The sequence below is a fragment of the Bradyrhizobium sp. IC3195 genome (assembly GCF_020193585.1).
Taxonomy (GTDB): Bacteria; Pseudomonadota; Alphaproteobacteria; order Rhizobiales; family Xanthobacteraceae; genus Bradyrhizobium; species Bradyrhizobium yuanmingense.
This window is the reverse complement of sequence record NZ_JADYVG010000004.1, coordinates 323,099-346,486: the sequence shown is the minus strand read 5'-3', so window position 1 is coordinate 346,486 and position 23,388 is coordinate 323,099. Positions and strand designations below refer to the sequence as shown.

Here is a 23,388-nt window from a genome sequence, read left to right as displayed (position 1 = left end):
GGGGAAGTCCATGCCGACGGAACGCTTTCAATTCACCGGCGAAGGCGGCCATCAGCTAGCGGCCGCGCTGGAGCTGCCCGACGGCGAGCCCGCGGCTTTCGCGCTGTTCGCGCATTGCTTCACCTGCGGCAAGGACACGCTGGCGGCCAAGCGCATCTCGGTCGCGCTCGCCGCCAAGGGCATCGCGGTGCTGCGCTTCGACTTCACCGGGCTCGGCTCCAGCGGCGGCGACTTCGCCAATTCGACTTTCTCCTCCAATGTCGCTGATCTCGTCCGCGCCGCCGATCATCTGCGCCAGACCCGCAAGGCACCTTCGATCCTGATCGGCCACAGCCTCGGCGGCGCCGCTGTTCTCGCCGCTGCCGGACAAATTCCCGAGGCAAGAGCGGTCGCCACCATCGCGGCGCCCTCGGATCCCGCCCACGTCACCGGCCTGTTCAGCGAGCATCTCGACAACATCCGCGCGCAGGGCGAGGTCGAAGTCTCGCTCGCGGGACGCCCGTTCCGGATCAAGCGCGAATTCCTCGACGATATCGCCGAGCACGAGCTGATGAAGGACGTCACCGGCCTGCACAAGGCGCTGCTGGTGATGCATTCGCCCCTCGACGACACCGTCGGCATCGACAACGCGACGAAGCTCTTCGTCGCGGCAAGACACCCCAAGAGCTTTGTCTCGCTCGACCATGCCGATCACCTTCTGACCAAGCCTGCCGACGCGCTCTACGCCGCCGACGTGATCGTGGCCTGGGCCAGCCGTTATGTCGATGCAGCGACGCCCGCGAAGGCGATGGATCTGCCCGAGGAACCGCGCAAGGTCGTGGTGCAGGAGACCCGCAAGAGCAAGTTCAACCAGACCATCACCGTCGGCCCGCATCATCTGGTTGCAGACGAGCCCATTGCGGCCGGCGGCGCCGATGCCGGACCCGGCCCCTACGATTTCCTGCTTGCCGGCTTGGGGGCCTGCACCTCGATGACCATGCGTCTCTATGCCGACCGCAAGTCGTTGCCGCTCGACCGCGTCACGGTCACGCTGAAGCATTCCAAGATCTACGCCAAGGATTGTGCGGAGTGCGAGACACGCGAGGGCATGCTCGACCAGATCGAGCGCGATATCACGATCGACGGCGCGCTCGATGCCGAGCAGCGCAAGAAGCTGATGGAGATCGCCGACAAATGCCCGGTGCACCGCACCCTGACATCGGAGATCCGCATCGTGACGAAGGCGGTGGAGTAGCTCAGGCGGCCCGCGAGCCGGCTTCGGCGGCCTGGAGCGGTTGAACCCGCAGCGCACCGCGCAGGCCCGCCGTCGTGCCGAGCAGGATGCCGGCGACCGCGACGAACGAGCCCAGCGCGAGCGTAGACACGCCGGTGAGCCCCTGCCCGATCGAGCAGCCGAACGCCATCACGCCGCCGGTCCCCATCAGCGCAGCACCGGCGCCTGAGCGCAGCATGTGGCGCGGCGAGGAATAGCCTTCGAGCTTGAAGCGGCCGGTTGCCAGCGCCGTCACCAGACTGCCGGCGAAGACGCCGGCCACCGTCGCGATGCCGAAGTTGAGCGTCAGCCCGGTCGAGAGCATGGCGTACTGCAGGCTATCGGCGATCGGCGCGACGAACGTCAGGGAGGTCACGGGCACAGGATTGAAATCGTCGGCACCGAGATAGCCGGTGACCAGCCAGCCGCCGGCTACGAGGAGGCCCATGATGATGCCCGCCACGATCTGGCCGGGCGAGCGGCGGAACGCCGGATGCGCGAAAGCGAACAGGCTCAACGCGACGAGTGTCGCGGCTGCAGCAAGCGCGCGCGAAAGCGATTCCGTCAAACCGAGCGTCGCCAGCAACGACGGCAGCGAATTGGCAGAAGCCGTGGTTTGCGTTGCCTGGACCAGCGCAATGCGCGCCGGTGCAATGAGGCCCTTCAGCGTCATCTGCGCAGCAATCGCGAGCACGATCACGACGACAAAGGAGCGGAGATTGCCGCGGCCGAGCAGCACCAGCGCCCGCGAGCCGCAGCCGTTCGACAACACCATGCCGTAGCCGAACAGCAGGCCGCCGAGGAACAGCACCGGTGCGGAGAAGGATTGTTGCAAATAGATCGACTTGCCGAGATCGACAATGCCGCTGCCGGCAATGAGCTGGCTCGCCGCGATCGCGACAGCGATCGCCAGCGCGTAGGTTCGCACGAGCCGCCCGTCGCCGTCCGCCAGAAACCCACGCATGCTGCTCATCAGGCAAAAGCCGCTGAGCAGGCCGACGGCGCCGTAGACGAGGCCGATGGCGAGGCCGGCGAGGATGACGAGTTGCGTGGAGTCCATCGGTTGTTCTCAGACCTTTCGACATTCTCCGTCATTGCGAGCGCAACGAAGCAATCCAGACTGTCTCCGCGGATAGATTTCTGGATTGCTTCGCTGCGCTCGCAATGACGAGCTTCATGGCCGCAGGATCACCCGGTCACGGGACGAGCCGGCGACCGCAACATATGCTTCCTTGGCCCGCTCAAGCGAATAGACGGCATCCGCCCTGATCGGAAAAGGTTTCAGATGACCGCTCGCAAAACCGGGCCCGAGGTTGCGCAGCACTGCGCCCGTCGCGGCCGAGGATAGACCCAGCGTGTCGATGCCGACATAGGTGTGCTGACCGCGATAGAATTCGAGAATGTTGAACTGCACGATGCGGTCGATCGCGGCGATCAGGATCTGGCGGCCGCGAAGCGCCAGCGATTTGTGCGCGGCCTGGAAATAGGGATCGCCGACCGTGTTGAAGACGATGTCGGCGCCCTTGCCGCCGGTCAATTCCCGCACGCGCGCGGCGACATCGGTGGCGGAGGCGTCGATCACCTCGATGGGCGCGTTTGTGTGGCCTTCATAGGCTTCTGCCCTGCGGACCACGCCGATCACGCGCGCGCCCTGCCAGGTCGCGATCTGTACTGCCGCCTGGCCGACCTTGCCGTTGACGCCGAACACCAGAACGATCTCACCGCTCTCCGGCACGCCGGCCCGGCGAAAGCCTTCCATCGCGGTGACGAAGGGCACGCCGATGCCGGCAGCCTCCTCCCAGGACAGCGTCTTCGGCTTCTCCACGACCGCATCGGCCTCGACGACAAGATGGCTCGCATGAGTGCCGTCACGACGGATGCCGAGATCGCCGGAGGAGCCGAACACTTCGCGCCCCACCATGCCGGCGGGCCCGTCGATCGCCAAGCCGGCATAGTCGCGGCCGGGAGTCCGGGGGAATACGGCGTAGGGCATCAGCCCGGTCGCAGCCTTGACGTCGGAGGGATTGACCGCGGCAGCCTTCACCTCGATCAGCAGTTCGTTCGGCCCGCGCGCAAGCGTCGGGCGCTCGACGATCGGGGCAAGCGCAGCGGCATTTTCAGCTGTTGCGTTGAGGCGCACGCAGCGCGCTTCGACCGTTTTGGCATCGGCTGACGACATCGAAAGACCCGCGATTTACTCGCGGGCCTTGTCGCCTCTGGCGCCGGTCGAGTCAATCCGTCCGGTCAGTCCTTTGGCCGCTTGTCGAAGAGCCTCTTGGCCTTGCCGAGCGAGCGTTCCAGTGTCGCGGGGGCAACCACCTGCACCCTGGAGCTGACGCCGATCGTGTTCTTGATATGGGTGGAAATCCGGTCCGCATGGTCGACGAGGCCGCGACCGTCCCAGCTCTCGGGCCGGGCCTCGGCGATGATGGTGAGCTCGTCCATGCGGCCCTCGCGGGTGAGTTCCAGGATGAAGTGGCCGCCGCACCAGTCGGTCGCGAGCAGCACCTCCTCGATCTGGGTCGGGAACAGGTTGACGCCGCGCAGGATGATCATGTCGTCCGAGCGGCCGGTCACCTTCTCCATCCGCCGCATGCCCGGCCGCGCCGTGCCCGGCAGCAGCCGCGTCAGGTCGCGGGTGCGATAGCGGATCACCGGAAAGGCTTCCTTGGTAAGCGAGGTGAAGACCAGCTCACCCTTCTCGCCATCGGGCAGCACCGCACCGGTCTCGGGGTCGATCACTTCGGGGTAGAAATGATCCTCCCAGATGTGCAGGCCATCCTTGGTCTCGATGCACTCCTGCGCCACGCCGGGGCCGATCACCTCGGACAGGCCGTAGATGTCGGTCGCGTCCATGTCAAAGGCGTCCTCGATCTCGGCGCGCATCGCGTTGGTCCAGGGCTCGGCGCCGAAGATGCCGATCTTGAGCGAGCACTGGCGCGGATCCAGCTTCTGCCGCTTGAACTCGTCGAGGATCGCCAGCATGTAGCTCGGCGTCACCGTGATGATGTCGGGCCTGAAATCGTTGATGAGCTGCACCTGCCGCTCGGTCATGCCGCCGGAGATCGGCACCACGGTGCAGCCGAGCTTCTCGGCGCCGTAGTGCACGCCGAGGCCGCCGGTGAACAGTCCATAGCCGTAGGCATTGTGGATGATCATGCCGGTGCGGCCGCCGGCGGCCCGGATCGAGCGCGCCATCACCTCGGACCAGGTGTCGATGTCGCGCTGCGTGTAGCCGACAACGATCGGCTTGCCGGTCGTGCCGGAGGAGGCATGCACCCGCACCAGCTTCTCGCGCGGCACCGCGAACATGTTGAAGGGATAATTGTCGCGCAGGTCCGTCTTCACCGTGAACGGAAATTTGGCGAGATCGGACAGCTCGCGAAAGTCGGACGGATGCACGCCCGCTTTGTCGAACGCCTTGCGGTAATGCGCGACGTTGTCGTAGGCGTGCTTCAGCGACCAGGCCAGCCGCTGCTTCTGTAGCGCCATGATCTCGTCGCGCGAGGCGCGCTCATGCGCGTCCATCTCGGCGCTATAGGTGTTGCCACCTTCCTTGAGCCTCGTCAGAGCCATCCTCGTTTCCCCACATTGTCTGTTCTTTTCTTCGTTGGTCTTATTGATCTTGCGCTGGTAGCCACGTGCCCGGAATGACGCGGGAATGTCCGCGGAATTCCGCGATGACGACCTCGCCCGCCGTGACGCGCACATCGTAGATGCCGGAGCGGCCGCCGCGGGTGATCTCCCGCGCCTTGGCGAGGAGACGATCGCCAAGCTTGCCGGGCTTGATGAAGGTGATCTGGCCCTGCGCCGCCACGGCGCGCTCATTGTGCGAGTTGCAGGCGAACGCGAAGGCGGAATCGGCGAGCGTGAAGATGAAGCCGCCATGGGCGATGCGCTGGCCGTTGACCATGTCCGGCCGCACCGTCATGGCGAGCGTCGCAAAGCCCGGGCCGATCTCGACGATCTCCATGCCGAGACCTTTGGAGGCATCGTCCTCGGCCCACATCGCATCGGCGCAGGCGCGGGCGATATCCTCAGGCGACAGGGCGGCTTTGACGTTCACGCGCTTCTCCCGGCCAGACGTTTGCTCATGATGTTGTTCTGGTTGGCTCACACTGTCAAATATTGCGACGCATTTGCATTGCGGAGCCGCAGAACGCCTGATCAGACGTGGTCATAATCGACCACGACCCGTTCGGTGGACGGCTTGGCCTGGCAGGTGAGAACAAAGCCGGCCTCGAGCTCCCACGGTTCCAGCGAATAGTTGATGTCCATCGTCGCCTCGCCTTCGACCAGTTTTGCGCGGCAGGTCGAGCACATGCCGCCCTTGCAGGCGAAGGGCAGATCGACGCCGGCGCGCAGGGCGGCATCGAGGATCGCCTCGTCCTCGGCGACGGGCACGTCGCGGCGCTTGCCGTCGATAATCAGTGACGCCATCGCCTTCGGCGGCGCGTCGGGCGCAACGACCTTCTTCGGCCGCGGCTTGCCGCCGAATTCGGAGACGAAGCGCTCGACATGAATGCGCTCGTCGGCGATGCCGAGATCCCGGCAGGTCGCCTCGATGTCCTCGCTCATGCCAAGGGGACCGCAGATGAAGACGTGATCGACGCTTCCCGCCGGCACCAGCGCGCGGAGCAGCACCCTCACCTTCTCGCCGTCGAGCCGGCCATGCAGGATCGGAATGTCCTGCTCCTCGCCGGAGAGCACGTAGAAGATCGAAAGCCGATCGATGAAGCGGTCCTTCAGCTCCTCCAGCGCTTCGAGGAACATGATGCTGTCGGTGGTACGGTTGCCGTAGAACAGGAAGAAGCGGCTACCGTGCTCGCGCGCGAGCACGCCCTTCACGATCGATAGGATCGGCGTGATGCCGGAGCCGGCGGCGAAGCCGACATGGACGCGCGCGCGATCCGCCGGCGGGACCACACCGAAACGGCCGGTCGGCGTCATCACGTCGAGCTGGTCGCCGCATTTGAGATCTTCAGCGGCCCAGCTCGAAAATGCGCCGCCATCGACCTTCTTGACGGCGATACGGATCTCGCCGTCATCAGGGCCGGAGCAGATCGAATAGGAGCGGCGCACCTCTTCGCCGTCGAGTGTGGCGCGCAGCGTCAGGTACTGGCCGGGCGTGAAGGCGTAGTCGCCGGCGAGTTCATTGGGAATCGCGAAGGTCATCGAGACGGCGTCGGACGCCTCGCGGCGAAGGTCGCTGACGGCGAGGCGATGGAAGCGCGGTGCGGCTGCGGACATCACGGGCATCCTCGTTCACTCTCTCCATCGTCATTGCGAGCGAAGCGAAGCAATCCAGAGTCTTTCCGCGGAAGCCGTCTGGATTGCTTCGTCGCAAGAGCTCCTCGCAATGACGATGAGGCTCGCATCATGCGTTTCTCAATGACACTTGAAATAATCAAAGGGTTCGCGGCAGGCCTGGCAGCGCCAGAGCGCCTTGCAGGAGGTCGAGCCAAATTCGGACAGCAGCTCGGTCTTGTCCGAACCGCATTGCGGGCACGCCACCGCTTGATCGCCGAACAGCGCGCGGCGCGAGTTTGAAGCTTGCGGCGGCGCGATGCCGTAGGCGCGCAGCTTCTCGCGCCCCTCCTCGCTCATCCAGTCCGTGGTCCAGGCTGGTGACAGCACGGTTCGTACCTTCGGCTGATGGAAACCGGCGCGCTCCAGCGCAACCTCGATTTCGAGCGCGATCATGTTCATGGCCGGGCAGCCCGAATAGGTTGGCGTGATCGCAACCTCGACATGGTCGCCATCGAGAACGACGTCACGCAGCACGCCGAGATCCGCGATGGTCAGTACGGGGATTTCCGGATCGACCACGCTGGCGGCAGCGTTCCAGGCGCGTTGACGCAGCTCGCTATCGCGCTCCAGCACTATCACCATGTTAGCCCCGGAAAAGTCCGCTGCATCGATTGCAGCTCCGACAAGAGGTGGCCGAGATGCTCGCTGTGGCGACCGGAGCGACCGCCCTGCTGCATCCACTCGTTCTGCGGCAGCGCGAGCGTTGCTTCACGCGTGACATCAGTGAGCGTCGCCAACCAGCGCCCGCGCAAGCTTGCGGGATCGACGGCAATGCCGGCATCGATCAGCGCGCGTTCACCGTCGTCGACCGCAAACATCTCACCGGTAAAGGCCCAGAGATGATCGATCGCTCCTTGCGCACGGGCGTGGCTCTCCTCGGTGCCGTCGCCGAGCCGGATGATCCATTCCGAGGCATGGCGCAGATGGTAGGCGCTCTCCTTCTCCGATTTCGCAGCAATCGCCGCCAGCGTCGCATCGCGCGAATTCATCATCGCACGCCAATAGAGATCGGCGAAGGCGGAATAGAAGAATTGCCGCACCAGGGTCTGGGCAAAGTCGCCGTTGGGCTGTTCGACCAGCAGCAGATTGCGGTACTGCCGCACGTCGCGCAGATAAGCGAGCTTGTCCTCGTCGTTGTCCCCACCCTCAACCTTGGCCGCAAAGGTGTAGAGCTCGCGCGCCTGGCCGATCAGATCGAGCGCGATGTTGGAGAGCGCCATGTCCTCTTCCAGCATCGGCGCGTGTCCGCACCATTCCGACAGCCTGTGACCAAGGATCAGTGCATCGTCGGCGCGGCGCAGCGCGTAGAGCACCAGCGGGGTTTCGGAGACCTGGATGTTGGCAACCGCCATCACATGTGCCCCACTTCTTCCGGCACCTCGTAGAACGTCGGGTGCCGGTAGATCTTGGATTCCGCCGGCTCGAACATCATGCCCTTCTCGGCGGGATCGCTCGCGGTGATCGCGCTGGAGGGCACGACCCAGATCGACAGGCCCTCGCCGCGACGGGTGTAGATGTCGCGGGCGGCCTGTAGCGCCATGGTCGCATCGCTCGCATGCAGCGATCCCACATGCTTGTGCGCGAGCCCGTTGCGGCTGCGAATGAAGACTTCCCATAGCGGCGTATTCGGCGTGGCCATGTCGTTCTCCTATTCGGCAGCCTGGGCGGTCTGACGCTGGGCGCGCTTGGCGGCATAGCTAGCTGCCGCCTCGCGCACCCAGGCGCCCTCCTCGTGCGCCTTGCGGCGCGCGGCCATGCGGTCGCGATTGCAAGGGCCGTTGCCAGCGAGCACCTGCTTGAACTCGGTCCAGTCGATCTCGCTGTAGCGCCAGTGGCCGTCCGCATCCTGAACCATGCCGGGATCGGGAATGGTGAGGCCGAGATATTGCGCCTGCGGCACGGTGGCATCGACGAACTTCTGACGCAGCTCGTCATTGGAGAAGCGTTTGATCTTCCACTTCGTCGAGGTGTCGCTGTGCTGGCTCGTCGCGTCCGGCGGGCCGAACATCATCAGCACCGGCCACCACCAGCGGTTCAGCGCGTCCTGCGCCATCGCCTTCTGCTCCTCCGAGCCGCGACACAGCGTCACCATGATCTCGTAGCCCTGGCGCTGGTGGAAGGATTCCTCCTTGCAGACGCGGATCATCGCGCGGGCATAGGGCCCGTAGGAGCAGCGGCACAGCGGGATCTGGTTCATGATCGCGGCGCCGTCGACCAGCCAGCCGATCGTGCCGATGTCGGCCCAGGTCAGCGTCGGATAGTTGAAGATCGAGGAATATTTGGCCTTGCCGGCGAGCATGGCGTCGACCAGCTCCTCGCGCGAGGAGCCCAGCGTCTCGGCGGCGGCGTAGAGATAGAGCCCGTGGCCGCATTCATCCTGCACCTTGGCGAGCAGCGCGGCCTTGCGGCGCAAGGTCGGCGCGCGCGTGATCCAGTTGCCTTCGGGCAGCATGCCGACGATCTCGGAATGGGCGTGCTGGGAGATCTGGCGGGTAAGCGTCTTGCGATAGGCCGCCGGCATCCAGTCGTTCGGCTCGATGCGCTCCTCGGCATCGATGCGGGCCTGGAATTGCGCAGCTTTGCCTGCGTCCTCCAGATCGCGATCAGCGGTCTCGGCCGTGTTCAGCGCCTGGGTGTACATGCGCATCCTCCCGTTTATTGGGAGGGAATATATAACAAGATTTACGACATGCAAGATATTTCTGTAACATAATGGTCAGGCGCCGAACCTCCGTTCCAGCAGCTTTCGCGCGGGCGGCAACGGCCCTTTTTCATTGGTTCCATGGCCGTCGAGCCATTGTTCGGACGGCGCAAGCAGCGCGCGATAGATCTCGCCGCAGAGTTCGCGGGCGGCCCTGCCCGGCCAGTCCGGCGGCAGCAGGCTCTCGGGCAGCAGCGGATCGCGCAGCACGACACGGCGGTAGTGGTGGATCAAGAGGATCCGCGCGGTGAAGGCGTCGGCCTCGGACAGATCCGTGCCCCGCGCGATCGCGGCGCGCAGCGGCTCGAAGGTCTTCATGAACTTCAGATAGGCGTCGGCGGTCCGGTCGAGCGGCCAGCTCGCGCTGAGCAGACGACGGCCGCTGTCGTCTTCCGCCGAGACTTCGAGGCGGATCGCCCCCGCCGCCTCGTCCGGCACCGGCACACCCGACGGCGCGACCCACACGCCCGGCAGCGGGCTGCCGAAGCCGGCATTGCGCAGCGCTTCGCGCGAAGCGTCGCGATCCCAGCCATTGCCGATCAGCAGCAGCTCGAAGCGCCCGGTCCAGTCGGACGGCGGCGGATCGTAGATGTGGCGCGTCGCGGCCTCGAAGGTCTGGCGGCCCTTGTCGGCGAGGCGATAGAAACTGTTGCGGCCGACCTTCTCGCGCGTCAGCCAGCCGTCGGCCGCAAGCCGCGACATCGCGGTGCGCACCACGCCGCTGTCGATGTCGAGACTCTCGAAGAACTCCAAGAGCGTGCCGAGCCACACCGAACCGCCGCGCGGCACGATGGCATCGCCGAACACGGTGATGACGATGGAGCCGGTACGCGAGGGCTCGCGCTTGAGCTGGTCGATGATGCGGGAAAGCGGATGCGCCATCCGGCAGGCTTAGCGCGTTTGGTGCAGCCGCGACAGTGGACGGGGCGGCGGCTCTTCTCCTTCTCCCCGCTTGCGGGGCAACCGCATATGAGATTTGGCTATGGCACAAACTCTCTCCACGTCGCCATGGCCGGGCTTGTCCCGGCCATCCACGCCCTTCTACGCTGCACAAAGAACGTGGATGCCCGGGACAAGCCCGGGCATGACGGCCTCTCAAAAACTCAAATGCAATTGCCCTGCCGCTTGCGGGGAGGCAAAAAGATCACCTGTGCGGATCGGGATACACCACGCTGCGCCAGCCGCTGCGATCGAACGGGCGCCATTGGCCTTCCTTCTGCGCGAGCCGGTCGGCCACCGCATAGACGGCGGCGGGATGATGGCCCATGCCGCAATGGCTGCTTTCGACCTCGATGCTCTCGGTCTGTGCGCCCGACTTCTCCATGCAGCCCTGCCAGGCGCAGACGCCGTCGGTGCGGCTGAAGATGGCGGTGGTCGGCACCGGCGGCGGCACGGCGAGCTCGCCGCCGAACTGCGGGTCGACCTCGTCGGCCTTGCGGCCGCTCGCCCATTCATAGACGCGCCAGGCGTTGGTCGAGCGTGGATTGCCGGCAAAGGGGCTACCAAGCGTGATCACCTGGCGCACGCTGTCCGGCACGATCTTGGCAAGCTGGCGCGCATAGATGCCACCGAGGCTCCAACCGACCAGGCTGATCTTGCGGCCGTGGGTGTCGTTGAGGTCCCGGATCAGATTGAGCATCGCATCCTGCACGCCGGGACGCAGGCCATAGTTGCGGCCCAGGCGCCAACCTGCCACCGCATAGCCCTTGCTGCTCAGAAAGGTGCGTAGCGCGCCTGTGGAGGTGTCGGAAGCCACGAGGCCGGGCAGCACCAGCACTGGATGCCCGTCGCCGCGCGGCGCAAGGCTCAACAGCGGCAGCGCGCCAAGGAATGCGCCGAACTCGTGGAGCGCGCGCCCCTCCAGAAACATCAGGGTGCGGGACGGCGGGCGCAGGGTCTGGGCAGTTGCGGTCATCAATGTTTCCCTGAAAAAACGCCGGCTGAGATGCCGACAAATGGACATGAATTCCAACACGCCGGCTTCTTGATCGTTCCGCAGCGCAATATGAATCAGCTAGGCGGCCGGTTCCCGACATTCAAGCGGGAGAGACACGAGGCCACAATAGGCCCACGCGTTAATGCTAACGGCCGTGACGCAAAAGTCACAACCATCGGAGCAGGGATTCTACGGAGTAGAGCGCAAGTCCGGCGAGTCCGCCGATCAATGAGCCGTTGAAGCGGATGTATTGCAGGTCGCGGCCGATGTTGATCTCGATTAGCGAAATCAGCTGCGCCATATTCCACGCCTTGACCTGATCGGAGATGAAGGTCGAGACGCCACTCTTCTGGTCCGCGACGAAGCTGCGCAGCACGGTCACGAGACCCTTGTTGATCTCGCCGCGCAGCTCGGCATCGCCGGCGAGGGCCTCGCCGGCCGAGACGAACATGCCGGCGAGATGATGTTGCAGCACCTGCGTCTCGCCGCTCGCGCTGCGCTCTATGAAGGAGCGGGTGTTGGCCCAGACGGTGCGGGCGAGATCGGCAAGTTCGGGCCGCGCCAGCAGATCGCGTTTCAGACCGTCGATGCGGTCGATATAGGCTTGGTCAGTGCCGAGCCGGTCGACGAAGCTCAGCACCATGCGGTCGAACTCGCCGCGAAACGGATGCTTGGGATCGCTGCGCACTTCGTTGAAGAAGGCGGTGGCGGAGGCCACGATCTTGTTCACCAGAAACTTGTCGGCGCGATAGAGCTTGAGCAGGGTCGGCAACTCCGCGCGCACCTTCTCGCGGATCATCGCCATCGTCTCTGTCTGGTTCAAGGTCTCGTGCATCACGCGCAGGAGATCGTCGAACAGGATCTGGTGCCGTCCCTCCGCGACGAAACCGCGCAGCGTGCCGGCCGCGAGCGGGGCGAGGTCGATCGCCTGGAGCTGCGACGACATGCGGCGGATGATGAAGGTCATCAAGCCGGAGCTTTCGGTTGCGGACACGGCCTCCGGCAACAGACGCAGCGCAAAGCGCGCGAGGTCGTCGCTGCGCTTGCGGTCGCGCAGCCAGTCGGCAACGAAGGAGCCGAAATCGATCTCCTTCAGCTTGGCTTCGACGGGACCCGCCTCGAGGAAATGCACCTGTATGAATTCGCCGAGCTTGTCGGCGATGCGGGCCTGGTTGCTCTGGATGATCGCGGTGTGCGGGATCGGCAGGCCAAGTGGGCGCTTGAACAGCGCCACCACGGCATACCAATCTGCAAGCCCGCCGATGGTCGCAGCTTCCGCAAAAGCGGCAATGAAGCCGAACACCGGATGCACAGGCAGCAGCCACTTTGCGATGACGAACAGTGCCAGCGTCGAGGCCAGCACCAAAGTCGCCAGCGCTTTCACGCGGCGCAGCTCGGCCGCGCGTTCGGCATCGCCGGGAGTGTCGAAGGAGAAGGTGGCGGGTGCGTTCATGACTGCGTCACAGTACTCGTCATTGCGAGCGAAGCGAAGCAATCCAGTCTGCCCCCGCGGTAAGACTCTGGATTGCTTGGCTTCGCTCGCAATGACGGCAGCTCAAACAAAAGGCCCGCCGAAGCGGGCCTGAAATTCAGTTTGTGCTCAGGCGCCGGATCAGGCGGTCTTGCTGTAGACCTTGGCGAAATTGTCCTGAGCGGACTTCGCACCATTGGCGGCGAGCTTGCCGAGATAGTCGGCGGTCGCCTTGGCGCGCGAGACGAACACTTCGCCGCGGGAGCGGAGCAGGCTCGACTGGATCTCGACGGCTTCGCTGACCGACTTGGCGGACGCGAGCTTGTCGATGCCAGAGAAGAACGCCTCGGCGTCCTCGTAGATCGCCTGCTGGATGTTGCGGCTGATCTTGCCGGCCTCGGTGATGGACTCGGTCACCGCGTTCTCGACGGCGGCGGTCACGCGCTCGGAGCCAGCAAACACCTCGGCAGCACGGTCCTTGGCGGTATTGGCAGTCTTCTTGACGAATTCGCGGGCGGCCTCGGGAACTTCCAGGTTCTGGATGTTCTTGAAAGCGTCCTTGAAGCCCTCGAAAGCGGTGTTGGTTTCAGTGGTCATGGGGTTCTCTCCATCCTCAATGGTTTGAGCTATGGGCTCACCCCGTCCGCATTGGCCCGGGGCACGACCTATATGGCACGGTTAATTGTGCATCGCAATATTGATATTGCAGTGCGGTATCACGAAATCGTGAACAACTCTCACGAGAGACATCGTGATGCTTCCGTAGCCATGGGGGCACGTGAATGGGTTCCGATCCGGACCCAATGTCGGACGCCTCCTGCTTAGTGCTGCACGGCGCCAGGCAGGCCGTAGGCCTCCATCTGAGCCTGGACCTGCGCGATGTTATGGCCGAGCACGACGATGTCGTGGGTCTTGCCGTCGACGTCCCGGACATGGTCCCGCAGCAGGGCCTCGGCCTTAAAGCCGAGGCTCTCGAACAGGGCGATCGCCGCCTGCTGATCCACCGTCATCTGGACCGAGAGCTTTTCCAGGCCCGCTCCGAGCGCCAGCGCAAAAGTCTCCTGCGACAGCGCTTTGCCCACGCCCTTGCCGCGGACCTCGGGCGAAACCACCATCCGGATCTCACCGACATGAGGCGACCAGGAATGGGGATCGCGCACCAGCGTGCCGCAACCAACGACCCTGCCCTCTCTCACCGCGAGCAGGCTCTGAATAGCTCCGCGCTCGATTTCCTTGACCCAGGCCGACAGCACCTTCGGCTCGCTGATGTTGCGTGGCAGGAACAACAGGTCATGGGTCGGCAGGCCCTTGCCAAAAGCCAGCACCGCGGCCTCGTCCGCGGGCGACATCAGGCGGATCTCGATAGTGCCGGCGTCGGTCTTGACATGGCGCGGATAGGAACGCTGCTCGCTCATATCGATCTCTTTCCCAGCCAGGAATCCAGTTTCGGCCACAGCCGCTTCACCGCGTTGGCGCCGGCAACGAGCGAAACGTGACCGCCCTTCAGGATCACCTCTTCCTTGTCGGTCGAGCCGACCTTGGCGATCAGGTGCTTGGCCGCCTCATAGGGCACGATATGATCGTGCTCGGCGACGGCATGCAGGATCGGCACCGTGATGTTCTCGAGCTTGGCCGCACGGCCGCCGACCGACATGGTGCCGTCGAACAGCTTGTTGTCCCACATCAGGTCCTTGGTGATGGTGCGGAAATATTCGCCGGCGAGCGGCAGCGTGTCGGTCGCCCAGCGATCGAACATGCGGTACGACTTCACGAACTCGTCGTTCCAGATGTTCTCCCAGAGCTGGATCTGGCTCACCGTACGCGAGGCCGGCCGCAGCATCTCGAACGAGGACAGGATCATCTCCGGCGGCACGTTGCCGACGCTGTCGACGAGGTGGTCGACGTCGAAATAGCGGCGATCGGAGAAGTTCGAGAACAGCTTCATCTCCCGGAAGTCGATCGGCGTGGTGAAGCAGATCAGGTTCTTCATCGGCCCGTCCTTGTGGATCGAGCCGTAGAGCAGCGACAGCACGCCGCCAAAGCAATAGCCGATGACCGAGACGTCCTGCTCGCCGGAATCGGCTTGCACGCGGCGGACGCAGTCCGGAATGAAGTCGAGGACATAGTCCTCCATGCGCAGGCTCTTCTCCTCCGGCCTCGGGGCGCTCCAGTCCAGCATGTAGACGTCGTAGCCGCGTTTCAGCAGGAACTCGATGAAGCTCTGGCCGGGCACGAGGTCGAGGATGTAGCCGCGATTGGTGGTTGCCATTACGATCAGCACCGGCACGCGGTAGATCTCGTCCGACATCGGCCGGTAGTGATAGAGGCTCATGGTGCCGCGCGAGTGCAGCACGTCCTTTGGCGTCGAGCCGAGCGAGGGGCCCGAGGTCGAGAAATATTCGACGCCCTTGATGCTGCGCTGAATCGCGCGCTGCACCTCGGACTGGATGCGCTCCGGGATCGAGGCAAGATCAAGTCCCGCCGGCGCGTTCATTTTTGGTCTCCGCCTTCGGACGGCGGACGCTTGGTTCGCGGTGGCCGCGGCGCGGCGCCGGGTTGCGGCGCGCCCGACGTGGCCGACATCTGGCTCAGCATCGACTTGATCTCGCCGAGCTGGCCTTCGATCGACTGGAGCCGTTCCGCGATGCCGGTCATCTGCTCGCGGCTCGGCAGGTTCATCGAGATCAGGTACCTCTCCATGAGATCGCCGAATTGCTTCTGAGCACCTGCAGCAACGCCGCCGGCGCGGTTCATGGCCTGCGAGAATTCGGGCGTCTCCATCGCCTTAGTCGCGAAGGAGTTGAAACCCTTCTCCATTTCGCCAACCATCTTCTGCCACAAGGCGACCGGATCAGTGATCTTGTCGGTCATCAGCGTCCTCCCAATGCGGAGGGCTTTGCACCCTTCTTGTCCCGCCATACCACACCGTTGCGTGGTGCCGGTCAACCGGCAAGCAACTGACGCAACGTCGGAGACGCGGCTTCTTCGTGGAATGAAACCGTGCGATACAGCATCGGTCAGCAGGAGGAACCCGTGACCGCCCATCAACCGCCCCAGACCGTCCGCGCCAACGGCATCGACATCTGCTACGAGGTCTTCGGCAACGAAAATGCCGAGCCGCTACTGCTGATCATGGGCCTCGGCGCGCAGATGATCCATTGGGACGATGCGTTCTGCGAGCAGCTCGCCGCACGCGGCTTCCGCGTGATCCGCTTTGACAACCGAGACATCGGCAAGTCGAGCCATCTCACCGGCGGCAAGCGGCTGACGCCGTTCGAGCTGCTGAAGCTGCGCTTCTTGCGGATCCCCGTAGCCGCCACCTACAAGCTGATCGACATGGCCAAGGACACGGTCGGGCTGATGGATGCGCTCGGCATCAAGTCGGCGCATCTCGTCGGGGCGTCCATGGGCGGCATGATCGCGCAGGAGGTGACGCTGTCGTTTCCGCACAGCGTGCGCTCGCTGACCTCGATCATGTCGACGACGGGCAATCCGCGCGTACCGCCGCCGACCCGCGAGGCCGCCGCGGTGCTGATGGCGCCGCCGCCGCGCAGCAAGGAGGAGTTCATCGTCCGCTACGGCCAGACCTGGAAGGTGCTGCGCGCCGGGCATTTCCCGGAAGAGGAAGCGCTCGACCTTGGGCGCGCCGAGCGCGTGTTTGCACGCGGGCTCAATCCGGCCGGCGTCGGCCGCCAGCTCCGCGCCGTGCTTGCCTCGGGCAGCCGCAAGGAGCGGCTGCACACCGTGAAGGTTCCGACGCTCGTGATTCACGGCACCGTCGATCCGTTGGTCCGCCCCGAAGGCGGCAAGGACACGGCCGCGTCGATCCCGAACGCAAAGCTGCTGATGATCGAGGGCATGGGCCACGCGCTGCCCATGCGCTTCTGGCCGGAAATCATCGACGCGATCGACAAGCACGCGCATGGCGCGGCGGCGCAGGCGGCCTAGCCCTTCCGCGCGATCCAGATCACGTGGCGCGCGCCGCCGCCTCTGCCGGTGGCGCGAACGTTGACTTCGTTGACGTCGAAGCCGGCGCGCTTGAGGCGCCCTGTGAATGCCGCATTGGGTCCAGACGACCAGACGGCCAGCACGCCTCCCGCCCGCAGCGCCGTCTTCGCAACCTGCAGCCCGCGCGCATCGTAGAGCGCGTCATTGCCTTTCCGGGTCAGCCCCTCGGGACCGTTGTCGACGTCGAGCAGGATGGCGTCGAAGGCCGAACGCTTCGCCCGGATGACTTCGCCAACATCGATCTCGCGAATGCTCACCCTGGCATCATCGAGGCTATCTCCGAAGACCTCCGCCATCGGGCCTCGTGCCCAGGCGACCACCGACGGCACCAACTCGGAGACCACGATCTTCGCCTGGGCTCCGAGCACGGCCAGCGCCGCGCGTAGCGTAAAACCCATGCCGAGACCGCCGATGAGAACGACGGGCTTTGCGACTTTCTCGATCTGCTTCGCGGCAAGGGTTGCCAGCGCTGCTTCCGACCCCGACAGGCGGCTGTTCATCAGCTCGTTGGTGCCGAGCTTGATGGAGAACTCCTTGCCCCGGCGCATCAGGCGAAGCTCCTCGTCGGAACCGGGAATTTTGGCGGTGTCAATCTTTTCCCAGGGAATCATGGGAATGCTTTAGCACGAACAGGATCGTAGGGTGGGTTAGCCGAAGGCGTAACCCGCCGCTCGGACAGAATTGGTGGGTTACGCCTAGCGGTTTGCGCTTCGCGCAATCCGCGGGGCTAACCCACCCCACGATCTGCGGCTACCCGCCCGCCCAGACGTCCAGCACATAGCGGTTGTTCGCGCCCATCTCCTCGATCCAGCGCGCGCCTGCCGCGGCATCACTGCCGCTCTTGTCGCGGTGGATCGCGACGAGCGCCGCCTTCACGTCGGGCTCCATCTTGCCGCCATCGCCGCACACATAGATGATCGCGCCCCGCTCGATCAGCGGCCAGACCTTGTCCTTCTGCGCCGCGATCACGTGCTGCACATAGGTCTTCGGCCCGTCCGCGCGCGAGAATGCCGTGAACAGCTCGGTGATGCCGCTCGCCGCCAGCGCCTTCAGCTCCTCCGCGTAAAGAAAATCCTGGTCGGGATGGCGGCAGCCGAAGAACAACATGGCCGGGCCGAGCGCGGCCCCTTTCGCCTTGCGCGCGGCGCGCTCCTGGAGGAAGCCGCGGAACGGCGCAAGTCCCGTGCCCGGACCGATCATGATAACAGGCACGGAAGGATCGTCCGGCAGGCAGAAGCCCGCCTTGGTCTCGCGCACGGTGGCATAGATCGTATCGCCCTCCCGCCGATTGGCGAGATAGTTCGAGCAGATGCCCTTGTAGGTGCCGCGGCCCGAGGCAGCCGGACCTTCGACCACGCCGACCGTGACGCTGCAACGCGCCGGGTCGACCGACGGCGAAGACGAAATCGAGTAATAGCGCGGCGCCAGCAGCGAGAGCATTTCGAGATAGACGTGGAACGGCAGTTCGCAAGCCGGATATTCGAGCAGCAGGTCGAACACCGATTTGCGCTTGGCGAGGATCTCACTGCGATAGCGCTCGAGCGGCTCCGCCTCCTCGCCGACGAAGGCCAGCAGCTTCGGCTTGGTGACGGGACAGCGGGTGTGCTCGGCCATGATCTGGATCTGCTTGCGCGTCGCGACCTGCTGCAGCTCGACGAACTCGCTGAGCAGGCGGCCAACCGACACGGCCGCGCCGACCGGCAATTGCGCGCGCCGGCCTTCGGCCACCTGAAGCCTGATCTGATCGGCCGGCAAAAAGCCGAAGCGGCGGGCAACTGAATCAACCAGCGTAGGATCGTTGCGCGGAACGACGCTTAGGTGATCGCCGACGCGGTAGCTGAGGTTGGCCGGCAGCTGCACCTCGATGTGGCGCGTCGAGCGCTCGGAAGCATTCGCGCCGGACTTGTTCTGGAGCTCGTCATTGACCAGCACCTTCATCGCCACTGCGCCGCCCTGGGCGACGATGGTGTTGACGGCGGTCACCGCGACCGGCTCGATTGCATAGAGCGGATCGTCCTCGGCGGTGCGGGTGAAATTCCAGTCGATGCCGAACTCCTTGGTCGCGACTTGCGCGGCGGCGGGGAACCATTTCTGGAACTGGCCGTCGAGATCGCTGCGGGCATCGCCCTCGCCGCGCGGATAGACCGCGCGCGCACCATGCTTCGACAATTGCTCGTCGATGAAGCGCGGCACCGATTGATAGGTCGCGGCCCAGTCGCTGTTGCCGCAGCCGAACACGGCGTAGCGCACACCGGCAAAGGCATCCTTCGGCAGATCCTCGCCGAGCCATTTGACGAACTGCGTCGCATTGTCGGGCGGCGCGCCGTTATAGGAGGCGCAGATGATCAGCACGCCGCCCTCCTGCGGCAGCTTGCCGACATAGTCGTCGAGCGGGCCGAGATGCACGGCAAAACCGTTGATCTCGGCAAGATCGGCCATGCGCGTTGCGAGCTCCTCGGCGGTGCCGAGATTGGAGCCGTAGAGCACCAGCATCGGCGTGTTGTGGCCGGGCCGCGTGGTGGGCTGACGCTGCGCCTTCGGTGCCGAGGACGCAGCCGCAACGGGCCCGCCATAAGCGCCGCGCTCGCGATCGGCGCGCGGCCGCACCTTGATCTTGAAGCCTTCCGGCTTGATGGTCAGCGTCTCCTTCAGGTGCATCTGGTAGCGCTGGTGGTCGATCAGCTTGAAGCGCTGCAGGATCATGCCGAGCGCGAGCGCTGCCTCGTGCATGGCGAAGCCGCGGCCGATGCAGGCGCGCTGGCCGTTGCCGAACGGCTTCCAGGCATTGATCGGCCGTTTTGCCTCCGCCTCGCGGCTGAAATTCTCGGGGTCGAACGCGTCGGGATTGGGACCCCACACGCTTGGATCACGATGCAGCGCCGTCACCAGAATGGTGACGAACGTTCCTTTCCTGAGCTTGTACTTGCCGCCGCCGATGGTCTCGTCGTTCAGCGGCGAGATGCCATAGGCCGGCGCCGGCGGCCACAACCGCAACGACTCCTTGAGGATCTGCGTGATGTAGGTGAGCTGCGTCACCTGCTGATAGGTCGGCTTGGCGTTGACGTCGGGGCCGAAGACTCGGTCGACCTCGTCATAGGCCTTCTTGAGAATCTCCGGGTGCTTGAGCAGCGCGTACAGCGTGTAGGACAACAGGCCGCTGGTGGTCTCGTGCCCTGCGATCAGAAAGGTGTTGATCTGGTAGCGGATATTGACGTCGTCGAGCTGCTCGCCGGTGGAACGGTCGACGCCGGTCATCATCGCGGCGAGCATGTCCTTCTTGTCGTCGATGCCTTCCGCGCTCTTGCGCCGCTCGGCGATGATCTCGTCGACCATCTTGTTCATGAAGGCGACGTCTTGGGCCAGCGTCTTGCGCCGCTTCTGCATCCAGAGCTGCTCGAACGGCAGGCCGCGCGTCATCATGATGGTTTCGAGCGATCGTACCAGTGACTCGACGAAAGGATGGTAGTCGCGCCGGTAGAACGAGTTGAAGCGGTACTCGAAGCCGCACAGGCCGATCGTATCCAGCGTCAGCGCGGTCATGTCGTGGACGACGTCGATCTCGTCGTCGGCGTTGAGCCGCTCCCATTTCTGGACGAGCTGCTCGGCGATGTCGACCATGCTCGGGTGATAGGACTGCATGGCGCGGTTGCCGAAAGGCTGCAGCAGGATGTTGTGCGCCTTGCTCCAGTTCGGCTCACGGGTGTCGGCGGTGAAGAGGCCGTCGCCGCCGACCGCACGCACGCGCCGCAGCGCGCCGCGCACCGTCTTGTCGAACCGCTTCTCGTCGGAGAGCTCGTCGACGAGATCGTGGCCGGAGACGACGACGATCGGCGAGCCCATCATGTCAAGCCAGAAGATCGGACCGAGCTCCTTGGCAAGCCGCGTCAGGTGCTGCACGGGAGCGGCCGCGTCCAGCGACAGCATATTGCCGACCACTGGCTTGGTCGGCGGCTGCGGAATCGGGTCCAGACGGTTCTTGGATGACATCGAAATGTAGTCCCCCTGCCTCAATGTCGTCGTTGCGAGCGAAGCGAAGCAATCCAGAAATGTATCCGTGGAGGCAGCCTGGATTGCTTCGTCGCTTCGCTCCTCGCAATGACGCGTTCCCAATGACGAGCGCTAGCCAAACCGCCTTCTCCGCCACTCGATCAGCTTGGCGCTGACCTCCTCCGGCTTCTCCTGTTGCGTCCAATGGCCGCTGTCCTTCACCAGATACTTCTCGAGGTCATCGATCAGTTTCTCCATGCCGTCGGCCGCCGAGGGCGGCAGCACGGCATCATTCTCCGCCATGATCATCAACGAGGGCACGTGGATGTGGTGGTCCAGCCCCTCGGCGCGCTCCCAGTTGCGGGTGAAGTTGCGGTACCAGTTGATGCCGCCGGTGAAGCCGGTCTTCGTGAAGGTGTCGACGAACACCTTCTTCTCATCAGCCGACAGGATCGGCGTGCGCGGATCGACCTTGGCGTCGTACGCCGCAATCATCTGCGGGAAAGCCAGGTTGGTCTTCGACGAGGCGCCGACACCCGCGATCGGCGGCTCGTCCGGTTTCGCCGCCGGCTTTGCCAGCGGCTTGCGCATGAAGGCGTCGAAGGTCTGCTCGACGCGGCTGCCGAAGATCTTGTCCGGCTCGCGCGCGGGATCCTGGAACTGGACGATGTACATCTGGTCGCCGTAACGCTGGCGGAACAGCGCGATCGGGTCGATCGGCATGCGGTCCCAATGCGGGGTGTTGACGCCGACGACTCCGGCGACGCGCGTGGGATGCCGCAGCGGCATCTGCCAGACGACGAAGCCGCCCCAGTCGTGGCCGACGAAGATCGCCTTGTCGATCCCGAGATGATCGAGCAGACCGACGAGATCGCCGGTCAGGTGCTCCATGTCATAGGCTTCGACCGGCTCGGGCCGGTCGGTCGCGCCGTAGCCACGCTGGTCGGGCGCGACTACGCGGATGCCGGCCTCGCTTAGTGCCTTGATCTGGTGACGCCAGGAGAATGCGAGCTCCGGCCAGCCGTGGCACAGCACGACCGGCAGTTTGTCATCGGACGGGCCCGCCTCGTAATAGCCCATGCGGATTCCGTTCGTCGTCGCGAACTTGAGCGGCGGCATTTCAATCATTGCAAAGTCCTTACTCGGCGGCGCCCTTGATATCAGCGGCCGGCGGCGTGTACGCCGCCTCCAGCGCGGCGAATTCCTCAGGCAGCATGTCGCACATCACCTGCACATGCGGAATGATGTTGGCACCGACGATAAAGCCGAAATCGAGCTGGTCGCGATAGCTCTGCACGGTGATGTTGAGTGCCTGCCCGTGGGTCGAGATAGACACCGGGAAGATGTGCAAGAGCTCGGCACCGGCGGCATAGAGCGTCTGCCGTGGCCCGGGCACGTTGGACACGGTGATGTTGGCCGCGGGCGGCAGCACGTCGGAGAGGTTCGAGCGGCTATAGAGCAGCGCCAGAATCTGCACCATGATCGGCGCGCCCAGCATCGAGATGTTGGAGACCTGCGGCATCAAAGCCCGCAAAGGATGCGACATCTCCTTGGACTTGGTTGATTGCGCGATGATCGCTTCCAGCCGCGCCTTGGGATCCTCGATGTTGGTGGCGATCGAGCAGATCATGCCGAACACCTGGTTGTTGGCCTCGGTGTTGCCCTCCTCCCGCAGCGAGATCGGCACCGCTGCGGTCAGGGATTTCGCCGGCAGCGTGCCGTATCGCAGGAGATAGCGGCGGACGACGCCGGAGGCGAGCGCCAGCACCACGTCGTTGAGCTTGCCGCCGGCCTGCTTGGCCAGCGCCTTCGCCCGCGACAGCGGGATCGATACGCCGGCAAAGCTCCGCTCCGAGGAGATCGTCTTGTTGAGCATGGTCGGCGGCGACACCATGCTGGCAAGGCTCTCGCGCGACTTCGGATCGGCGATCTTGCCGAGCACGTCGGAGACGCTCTTGAGCACGGTCGGGATGTTGCCGGCGAAGCGCACCGCGCTCTCGATCTGGTACATAGCGTTGTCGAACAGGATCGAGCCGATATCGCTCTTGCCGGTGCGGGGCAGCTGCAGGTTCTTCGCCGCTTGCGAAGCCTCCAGCGGCTGGCTGAACAGCTGCTGATAGGAGTCGAGCAGGTTGGCGGCGATGTCGCGCGGCTCCTGCCCGGGCTTGCTGCCCGCGGTCGGCGGATCGACCTTCCGCGGGATCGGCGAGATGTCGTAGATCATGTTGGTCAGCGCCGCACCGGCGCCGCCATCGATCGCGGCATGGTGCATCTTGGAATAGAGCCCGACCTCGTTGTCCTTCATGCCCTCGAACACGTAGAACTCCCAGAGCGGACGGGCGCGGTTGAGCAGCTTGGCATGCATCCAGCCGACGATCCGCTCGAGCGTGGCGCGGTCGCGCGGCTGCGGCAGGCTTGCCCGGAAGATGTGGCGGTCGATGTCGAACTGGTCGTCCTCGACCCAGGAGGGATGATCGATGTCGAGCGGCGCCTTCTCCAGCCGCGCCTTGAGAATCGGCGCGATGTGCAGGCGCGAGACGATCATCGCCTTGAACTCTTCGAAGAAATCGCCCTTGTAGTCGTCAGGCAGGCGGAAGATCGCCATGCTGCCGACATGCATCGGCATCTCCGGTGTTTCCAGATAGAGAAACGACGCGTCAAGCGACGACAGCTTCTTACCGTCAGCCATGGTTCCCTCCCGAGTATTCGACGGGCGCCTTGGC

General features: G+C 64.6%; 22 protein-coding genes. 2 read left to right on the top strand and 20 right to left on the bottom strand.

All coding sequences use genetic code 11. The annotated features are described in order from the left end of the window. Window positions 1-10 precede the first annotated feature (10 nt). Window positions 11-1,234 carry a bifunctional alpha/beta hydrolase/OsmC family protein gene (locus tag I6F09_RS11970; RefSeq protein ID WP_225188125.1) on the top strand — a complete coding sequence of 408 codons (1,224 nt, stop codon included), beginning with the start codon at window positions 11-13 and terminating at the stop codon, window positions 1,232-1,234. Window position 1,235: 1 nt separating this feature from the next. On the opposite strand, the gene I6F09_RS11965 is transcribed toward I6F09_RS11970, so the two are convergent. The 16 genes from I6F09_RS11965 to I6F09_RS11890 form a co-directional block, all read right to left on the bottom strand. Continuing rightward, window positions 1,236-2,312, bottom strand: coding sequence for a YeeE/YedE family protein (locus tag I6F09_RS11965; protein ID WP_225188124.1), 1,077 nt, complete (start codon window positions 2,310-2,312; stop codon window positions 1,236-1,238). A gap of 114 nt (window positions 2,313-2,426) precedes the next feature. Next, entirely contained in the window at window positions 2,427-3,431 is a 1,005-nt protein-coding gene (locus I6F09_RS11960; protein ID WP_225188123.1) for a zinc-binding alcohol dehydrogenase family protein, read from the bottom strand. 65 nt (window positions 3,432-3,496) lie between these two features. Further along, a complete protein-coding gene (paaK, locus tag I6F09_RS11955) occupies window positions 3,497-4,828 on the bottom strand; it encodes a phenylacetate--CoA ligase PaaK (protein WP_225188122.1) in 1,332 nt (443 codons plus the stop codon). 40 nt (window positions 4,829-4,868) lie between these two features. Further along, complete coding sequence (gene paaI / locus I6F09_RS11950; RefSeq protein ID WP_225188121.1) at window positions 4,869-5,318, bottom strand: hydroxyphenylacetyl-CoA thioesterase PaaI; 450 nt, start codon at window positions 5,316-5,318, stop codon at window positions 4,869-4,871. Between the two features lie 101 nt (window positions 5,319-5,419). After that, the gene (gene paaE / locus I6F09_RS11945; RefSeq protein ID WP_225188120.1) at window positions 5,420-6,502 is read right to left on the bottom strand and encodes a 1,2-phenylacetyl-CoA epoxidase subunit PaaE; all 1,083 of its coding nucleotides are present in this window, start codon (window positions 6,500-6,502) and stop codon (window positions 5,420-5,422) included. A gap of 138 nt (window positions 6,503-6,640) precedes the next feature. Continuing rightward, window positions 6,641-7,144, bottom strand: a complete 504-nt coding sequence (gene paaD, locus I6F09_RS11940) for a 1,2-phenylacetyl-CoA epoxidase subunit PaaD (protein ID WP_225188119.1) — start codon at window positions 7,142-7,144, stop codon at window positions 6,641-6,643. Beyond that, a complete protein-coding gene (gene paaC / locus I6F09_RS11935) occupies window positions 7,138-7,914 on the bottom strand; it encodes a 1,2-phenylacetyl-CoA epoxidase subunit PaaC (RefSeq protein WP_225188118.1) in 777 nt (258 codons plus the stop codon). The genes paaD and paaC overlap by 7 nt, the downstream gene beginning before the upstream one ends. Next, entirely contained in the window at window positions 7,914-8,201 is a 288-nt protein-coding gene (gene paaB / locus I6F09_RS11930; RefSeq protein ID WP_015687593.1) for a 1,2-phenylacetyl-CoA epoxidase subunit PaaB, read from the bottom strand. The genes paaC and paaB overlap by 1 nt, the downstream gene beginning before the upstream one ends. Before the next feature lie 9 nt (window positions 8,202-8,210). Beyond that, the gene (paaA, locus tag I6F09_RS11925; protein ID WP_225188117.1) at window positions 8,211-9,203 is read right to left on the bottom strand and encodes a 1,2-phenylacetyl-CoA epoxidase subunit PaaA; all 993 of its coding nucleotides are present in this window, start codon (window positions 9,201-9,203) and stop codon (window positions 8,211-8,213) included. 75 nt (window positions 9,204-9,278) lie between these two features. Further along, entirely contained in the window at window positions 9,279-10,145 is an 867-nt protein-coding gene (gene paaX / locus I6F09_RS11920; protein ID WP_225188116.1) for a phenylacetic acid degradation operon negative regulatory protein PaaX, read from the bottom strand. Window positions 10,146-10,407: 262 nt separating this feature from the next. Further along, window positions 10,408-11,178: an alpha/beta hydrolase gene (locus I6F09_RS11915; RefSeq protein WP_225188115.1), complete on the bottom strand. Its 771-nt coding sequence runs from the start codon at window positions 11,176-11,178 to the stop codon at window positions 10,408-10,410. 187 nt (window positions 11,179-11,365) lie between these two features. Continuing rightward, window positions 11,366-12,652 carry a DUF445 domain-containing protein gene (locus I6F09_RS11910; protein WP_225188114.1) on the bottom strand — a complete coding sequence of 429 codons (1,287 nt, stop codon included), beginning with the start codon at window positions 12,650-12,652 and terminating at the stop codon, window positions 11,366-11,368. A gap of 159 nt (window positions 12,653-12,811) precedes the next feature. Continuing rightward, entirely contained in the window at window positions 12,812-13,267 is a 456-nt protein-coding gene (locus tag I6F09_RS11905) for a phasin (RefSeq protein ID WP_036004804.1), read from the bottom strand. Between the two features lie 224 nt (window positions 13,268-13,491). After that, on the bottom strand, window positions 13,492-14,085 hold the full coding sequence (locus tag I6F09_RS11900; RefSeq protein ID WP_225127366.1) for a GNAT family N-acetyltransferase: 594 nt from the start codon (window positions 14,083-14,085) through the stop codon (window positions 13,492-13,494). After that, window positions 14,082-15,164: an alpha/beta fold hydrolase gene (locus tag I6F09_RS11895; protein ID WP_225139578.1), complete on the bottom strand. Its 1,083-nt coding sequence runs from the start codon at window positions 15,162-15,164 to the stop codon at window positions 14,082-14,084. Before I6F09_RS11895 ends, I6F09_RS11900 begins: the two co-directional genes overlap by 4 nt. Then, a complete protein-coding gene (locus I6F09_RS11890; RefSeq protein WP_036004795.1) occupies window positions 15,161-15,541 on the bottom strand; it encodes a hypothetical protein in 381 nt (126 codons plus the stop codon). The genes I6F09_RS11895 and I6F09_RS11890 overlap by 4 nt, the downstream gene beginning before the upstream one ends. Window positions 15,542-15,703: 162 nt before the next feature. Here I6F09_RS11890 and I6F09_RS11885 point away from each other — a divergent pair, with 162 nt between their 5' ends. Beyond that, window positions 15,704-16,618 carry an alpha/beta hydrolase gene (locus I6F09_RS11885; protein WP_225188113.1) on the top strand — a complete coding sequence of 305 codons (915 nt, stop codon included), beginning with the start codon at window positions 15,704-15,706 and terminating at the stop codon, window positions 16,616-16,618. Here I6F09_RS11885 and I6F09_RS11880 read toward each other — a convergent pair. From I6F09_RS11880 to I6F09_RS11865, 4 genes are all read right to left on the bottom strand, one after another. Then, a complete protein-coding gene (locus I6F09_RS11880) occupies window positions 16,615-17,289 on the bottom strand; it encodes a spermidine synthase (protein WP_036025757.1) in 675 nt (224 codons plus the stop codon). The two genes, I6F09_RS11885 and I6F09_RS11880, sit on opposite strands and share 4 nt — an antisense overlap. Before the next feature lie 139 nt (window positions 17,290-17,428). Next, the gene (locus I6F09_RS11875; protein ID WP_225188112.1) at window positions 17,429-20,665 is read right to left on the bottom strand and encodes a cytochrome P450; all 3,237 of its coding nucleotides are present in this window, start codon (window positions 20,663-20,665) and stop codon (window positions 17,429-17,431) included. A gap of 132 nt (window positions 20,666-20,797) precedes the next feature. Beyond that, window positions 20,798-21,793 carry an alpha/beta hydrolase gene (locus I6F09_RS11870; RefSeq protein ID WP_225188111.1) on the bottom strand — a complete coding sequence of 332 codons (996 nt, stop codon included), beginning with the start codon at window positions 21,791-21,793 and terminating at the stop codon, window positions 20,798-20,800. Between the two features lie 10 nt (window positions 21,794-21,803). Further along, the gene (locus I6F09_RS11865) at window positions 21,804-23,354 is read right to left on the bottom strand and encodes a wax ester/triacylglycerol synthase family O-acyltransferase (RefSeq protein WP_036025769.1); all 1,551 of its coding nucleotides are present in this window, start codon (window positions 23,352-23,354) and stop codon (window positions 21,804-21,806) included. Window positions 23,355-23,388 lie beyond the last annotated feature (34 nt).

Bases quoted from the DNA above. Each gene is read 5' to 3' on its own strand.
- I6F09_RS11965 (WP_225188124.1), bottom strand. From the start codon at position 2,312: ATGGACTCCACGCAACTCGTCATCCTCGCCGGCCTCGCCATCGGCCTC.
- I6F09_RS11880 (WP_036025757.1), bottom strand. From the start codon at position 17,289: ATGATTCCCTGGGAAAAGATTGACACCGCCAAAATTCCCGGTTCCGAC.
- paaD (WP_225188119.1), bottom strand. From the start codon at position 7,144: ATGGTGATAGTGCTGGAGCGCGATAGCGAGCTGCGTCAACGCGCCTGG.
- I6F09_RS11870 (WP_225188111.1), bottom strand. From the start codon at position 21,793: ATGATTGAAATGCCGCCGCTCAAGTTCGCGACGACGAACGGAATCCGC.
- paaA (WP_225188117.1), bottom strand. From the start codon at position 9,203: ATGTACACCCAGGCGCTGAACACGGCCGAGACCGCTGATCGCGATCTG.
- I6F09_RS11865 (WP_036025769.1), bottom strand. From the start codon at position 23,354: ATGGCTGACGGTAAGAAGCTGTCGTCGCTTGACGCGTCGTTTCTCTAT.
- I6F09_RS11905 (WP_036004804.1), bottom strand. From the start codon at position 13,267: ATGACCACTGAAACCAACACCGCTTTCGAGGGCTTCAAGGACGCTTTC.
- I6F09_RS11910 (WP_225188114.1), bottom strand. From the start codon at position 12,652: ATGAACGCACCCGCCACCTTCTCCTTCGACACTCCCGGCGATGCCGAA.
- I6F09_RS11900 (WP_225127366.1), bottom strand. From the start codon at position 14,085: ATGAGCGAGCAGCGTTCCTATCCGCGCCATGTCAAGACCGACGCCGGC.
- I6F09_RS11895 (WP_225139578.1), bottom strand. From the start codon at position 15,164: ATGAACGCGCCGGCGGGACTTGATCTTGCCTCGATCCCGGAGCGCATC.
- I6F09_RS11915 (WP_225188115.1), bottom strand. From the start codon at position 11,178: ATGACCGCAACTGCCCAGACCCTGCGCCCGCCGTCCCGCACCCTGATG.
- paaE (WP_225188120.1), bottom strand. From the start codon at position 6,502: ATGTCCGCAGCCGCACCGCGCTTCCATCGCCTCGCCGTCAGCGACCTT.
- I6F09_RS11875 (WP_225188112.1), bottom strand. From the start codon at position 20,665: ATGTCATCCAAGAACCGTCTGGACCCGATTCCGCAGCCGCCGACCAAG.
- paaX (WP_225188116.1), bottom strand. From the start codon at position 10,145: ATGGCGCATCCGCTTTCCCGCATCATCGACCAGCTCAAGCGCGAGCCC.
- paaB (WP_015687593.1), bottom strand. From the start codon at position 8,201: ATGGCCACGCCGAATACGCCGCTATGGGAAGTCTTCATTCGCAGCCGC.
- paaC (WP_225188118.1), bottom strand. From the start codon at position 7,914: ATGGCGGTTGCCAACATCCAGGTCTCCGAAACCCCGCTGGTGCTCTAC.
- I6F09_RS11890 (WP_036004795.1), bottom strand. From the start codon at position 15,541: ATGACCGACAAGATCACTGATCCGGTCGCCTTGTGGCAGAAGATGGTT.
- I6F09_RS11960 (WP_225188123.1), bottom strand. From the start codon at position 3,431: ATGTCGTCAGCCGATGCCAAAACGGTCGAAGCGCGCTGCGTGCGCCTC.
- I6F09_RS11970 (WP_225188125.1), top strand. From the start codon at position 11: ATGCCGACGGAACGCTTTCAATTCACCGGCGAAGGCGGCCATCAGCTA.
- paaK (WP_225188122.1), bottom strand. From the start codon at position 4,828: ATGGCTCTGACGAGGCTCAAGGAAGGTGGCAACACCTATAGCGCCGAG.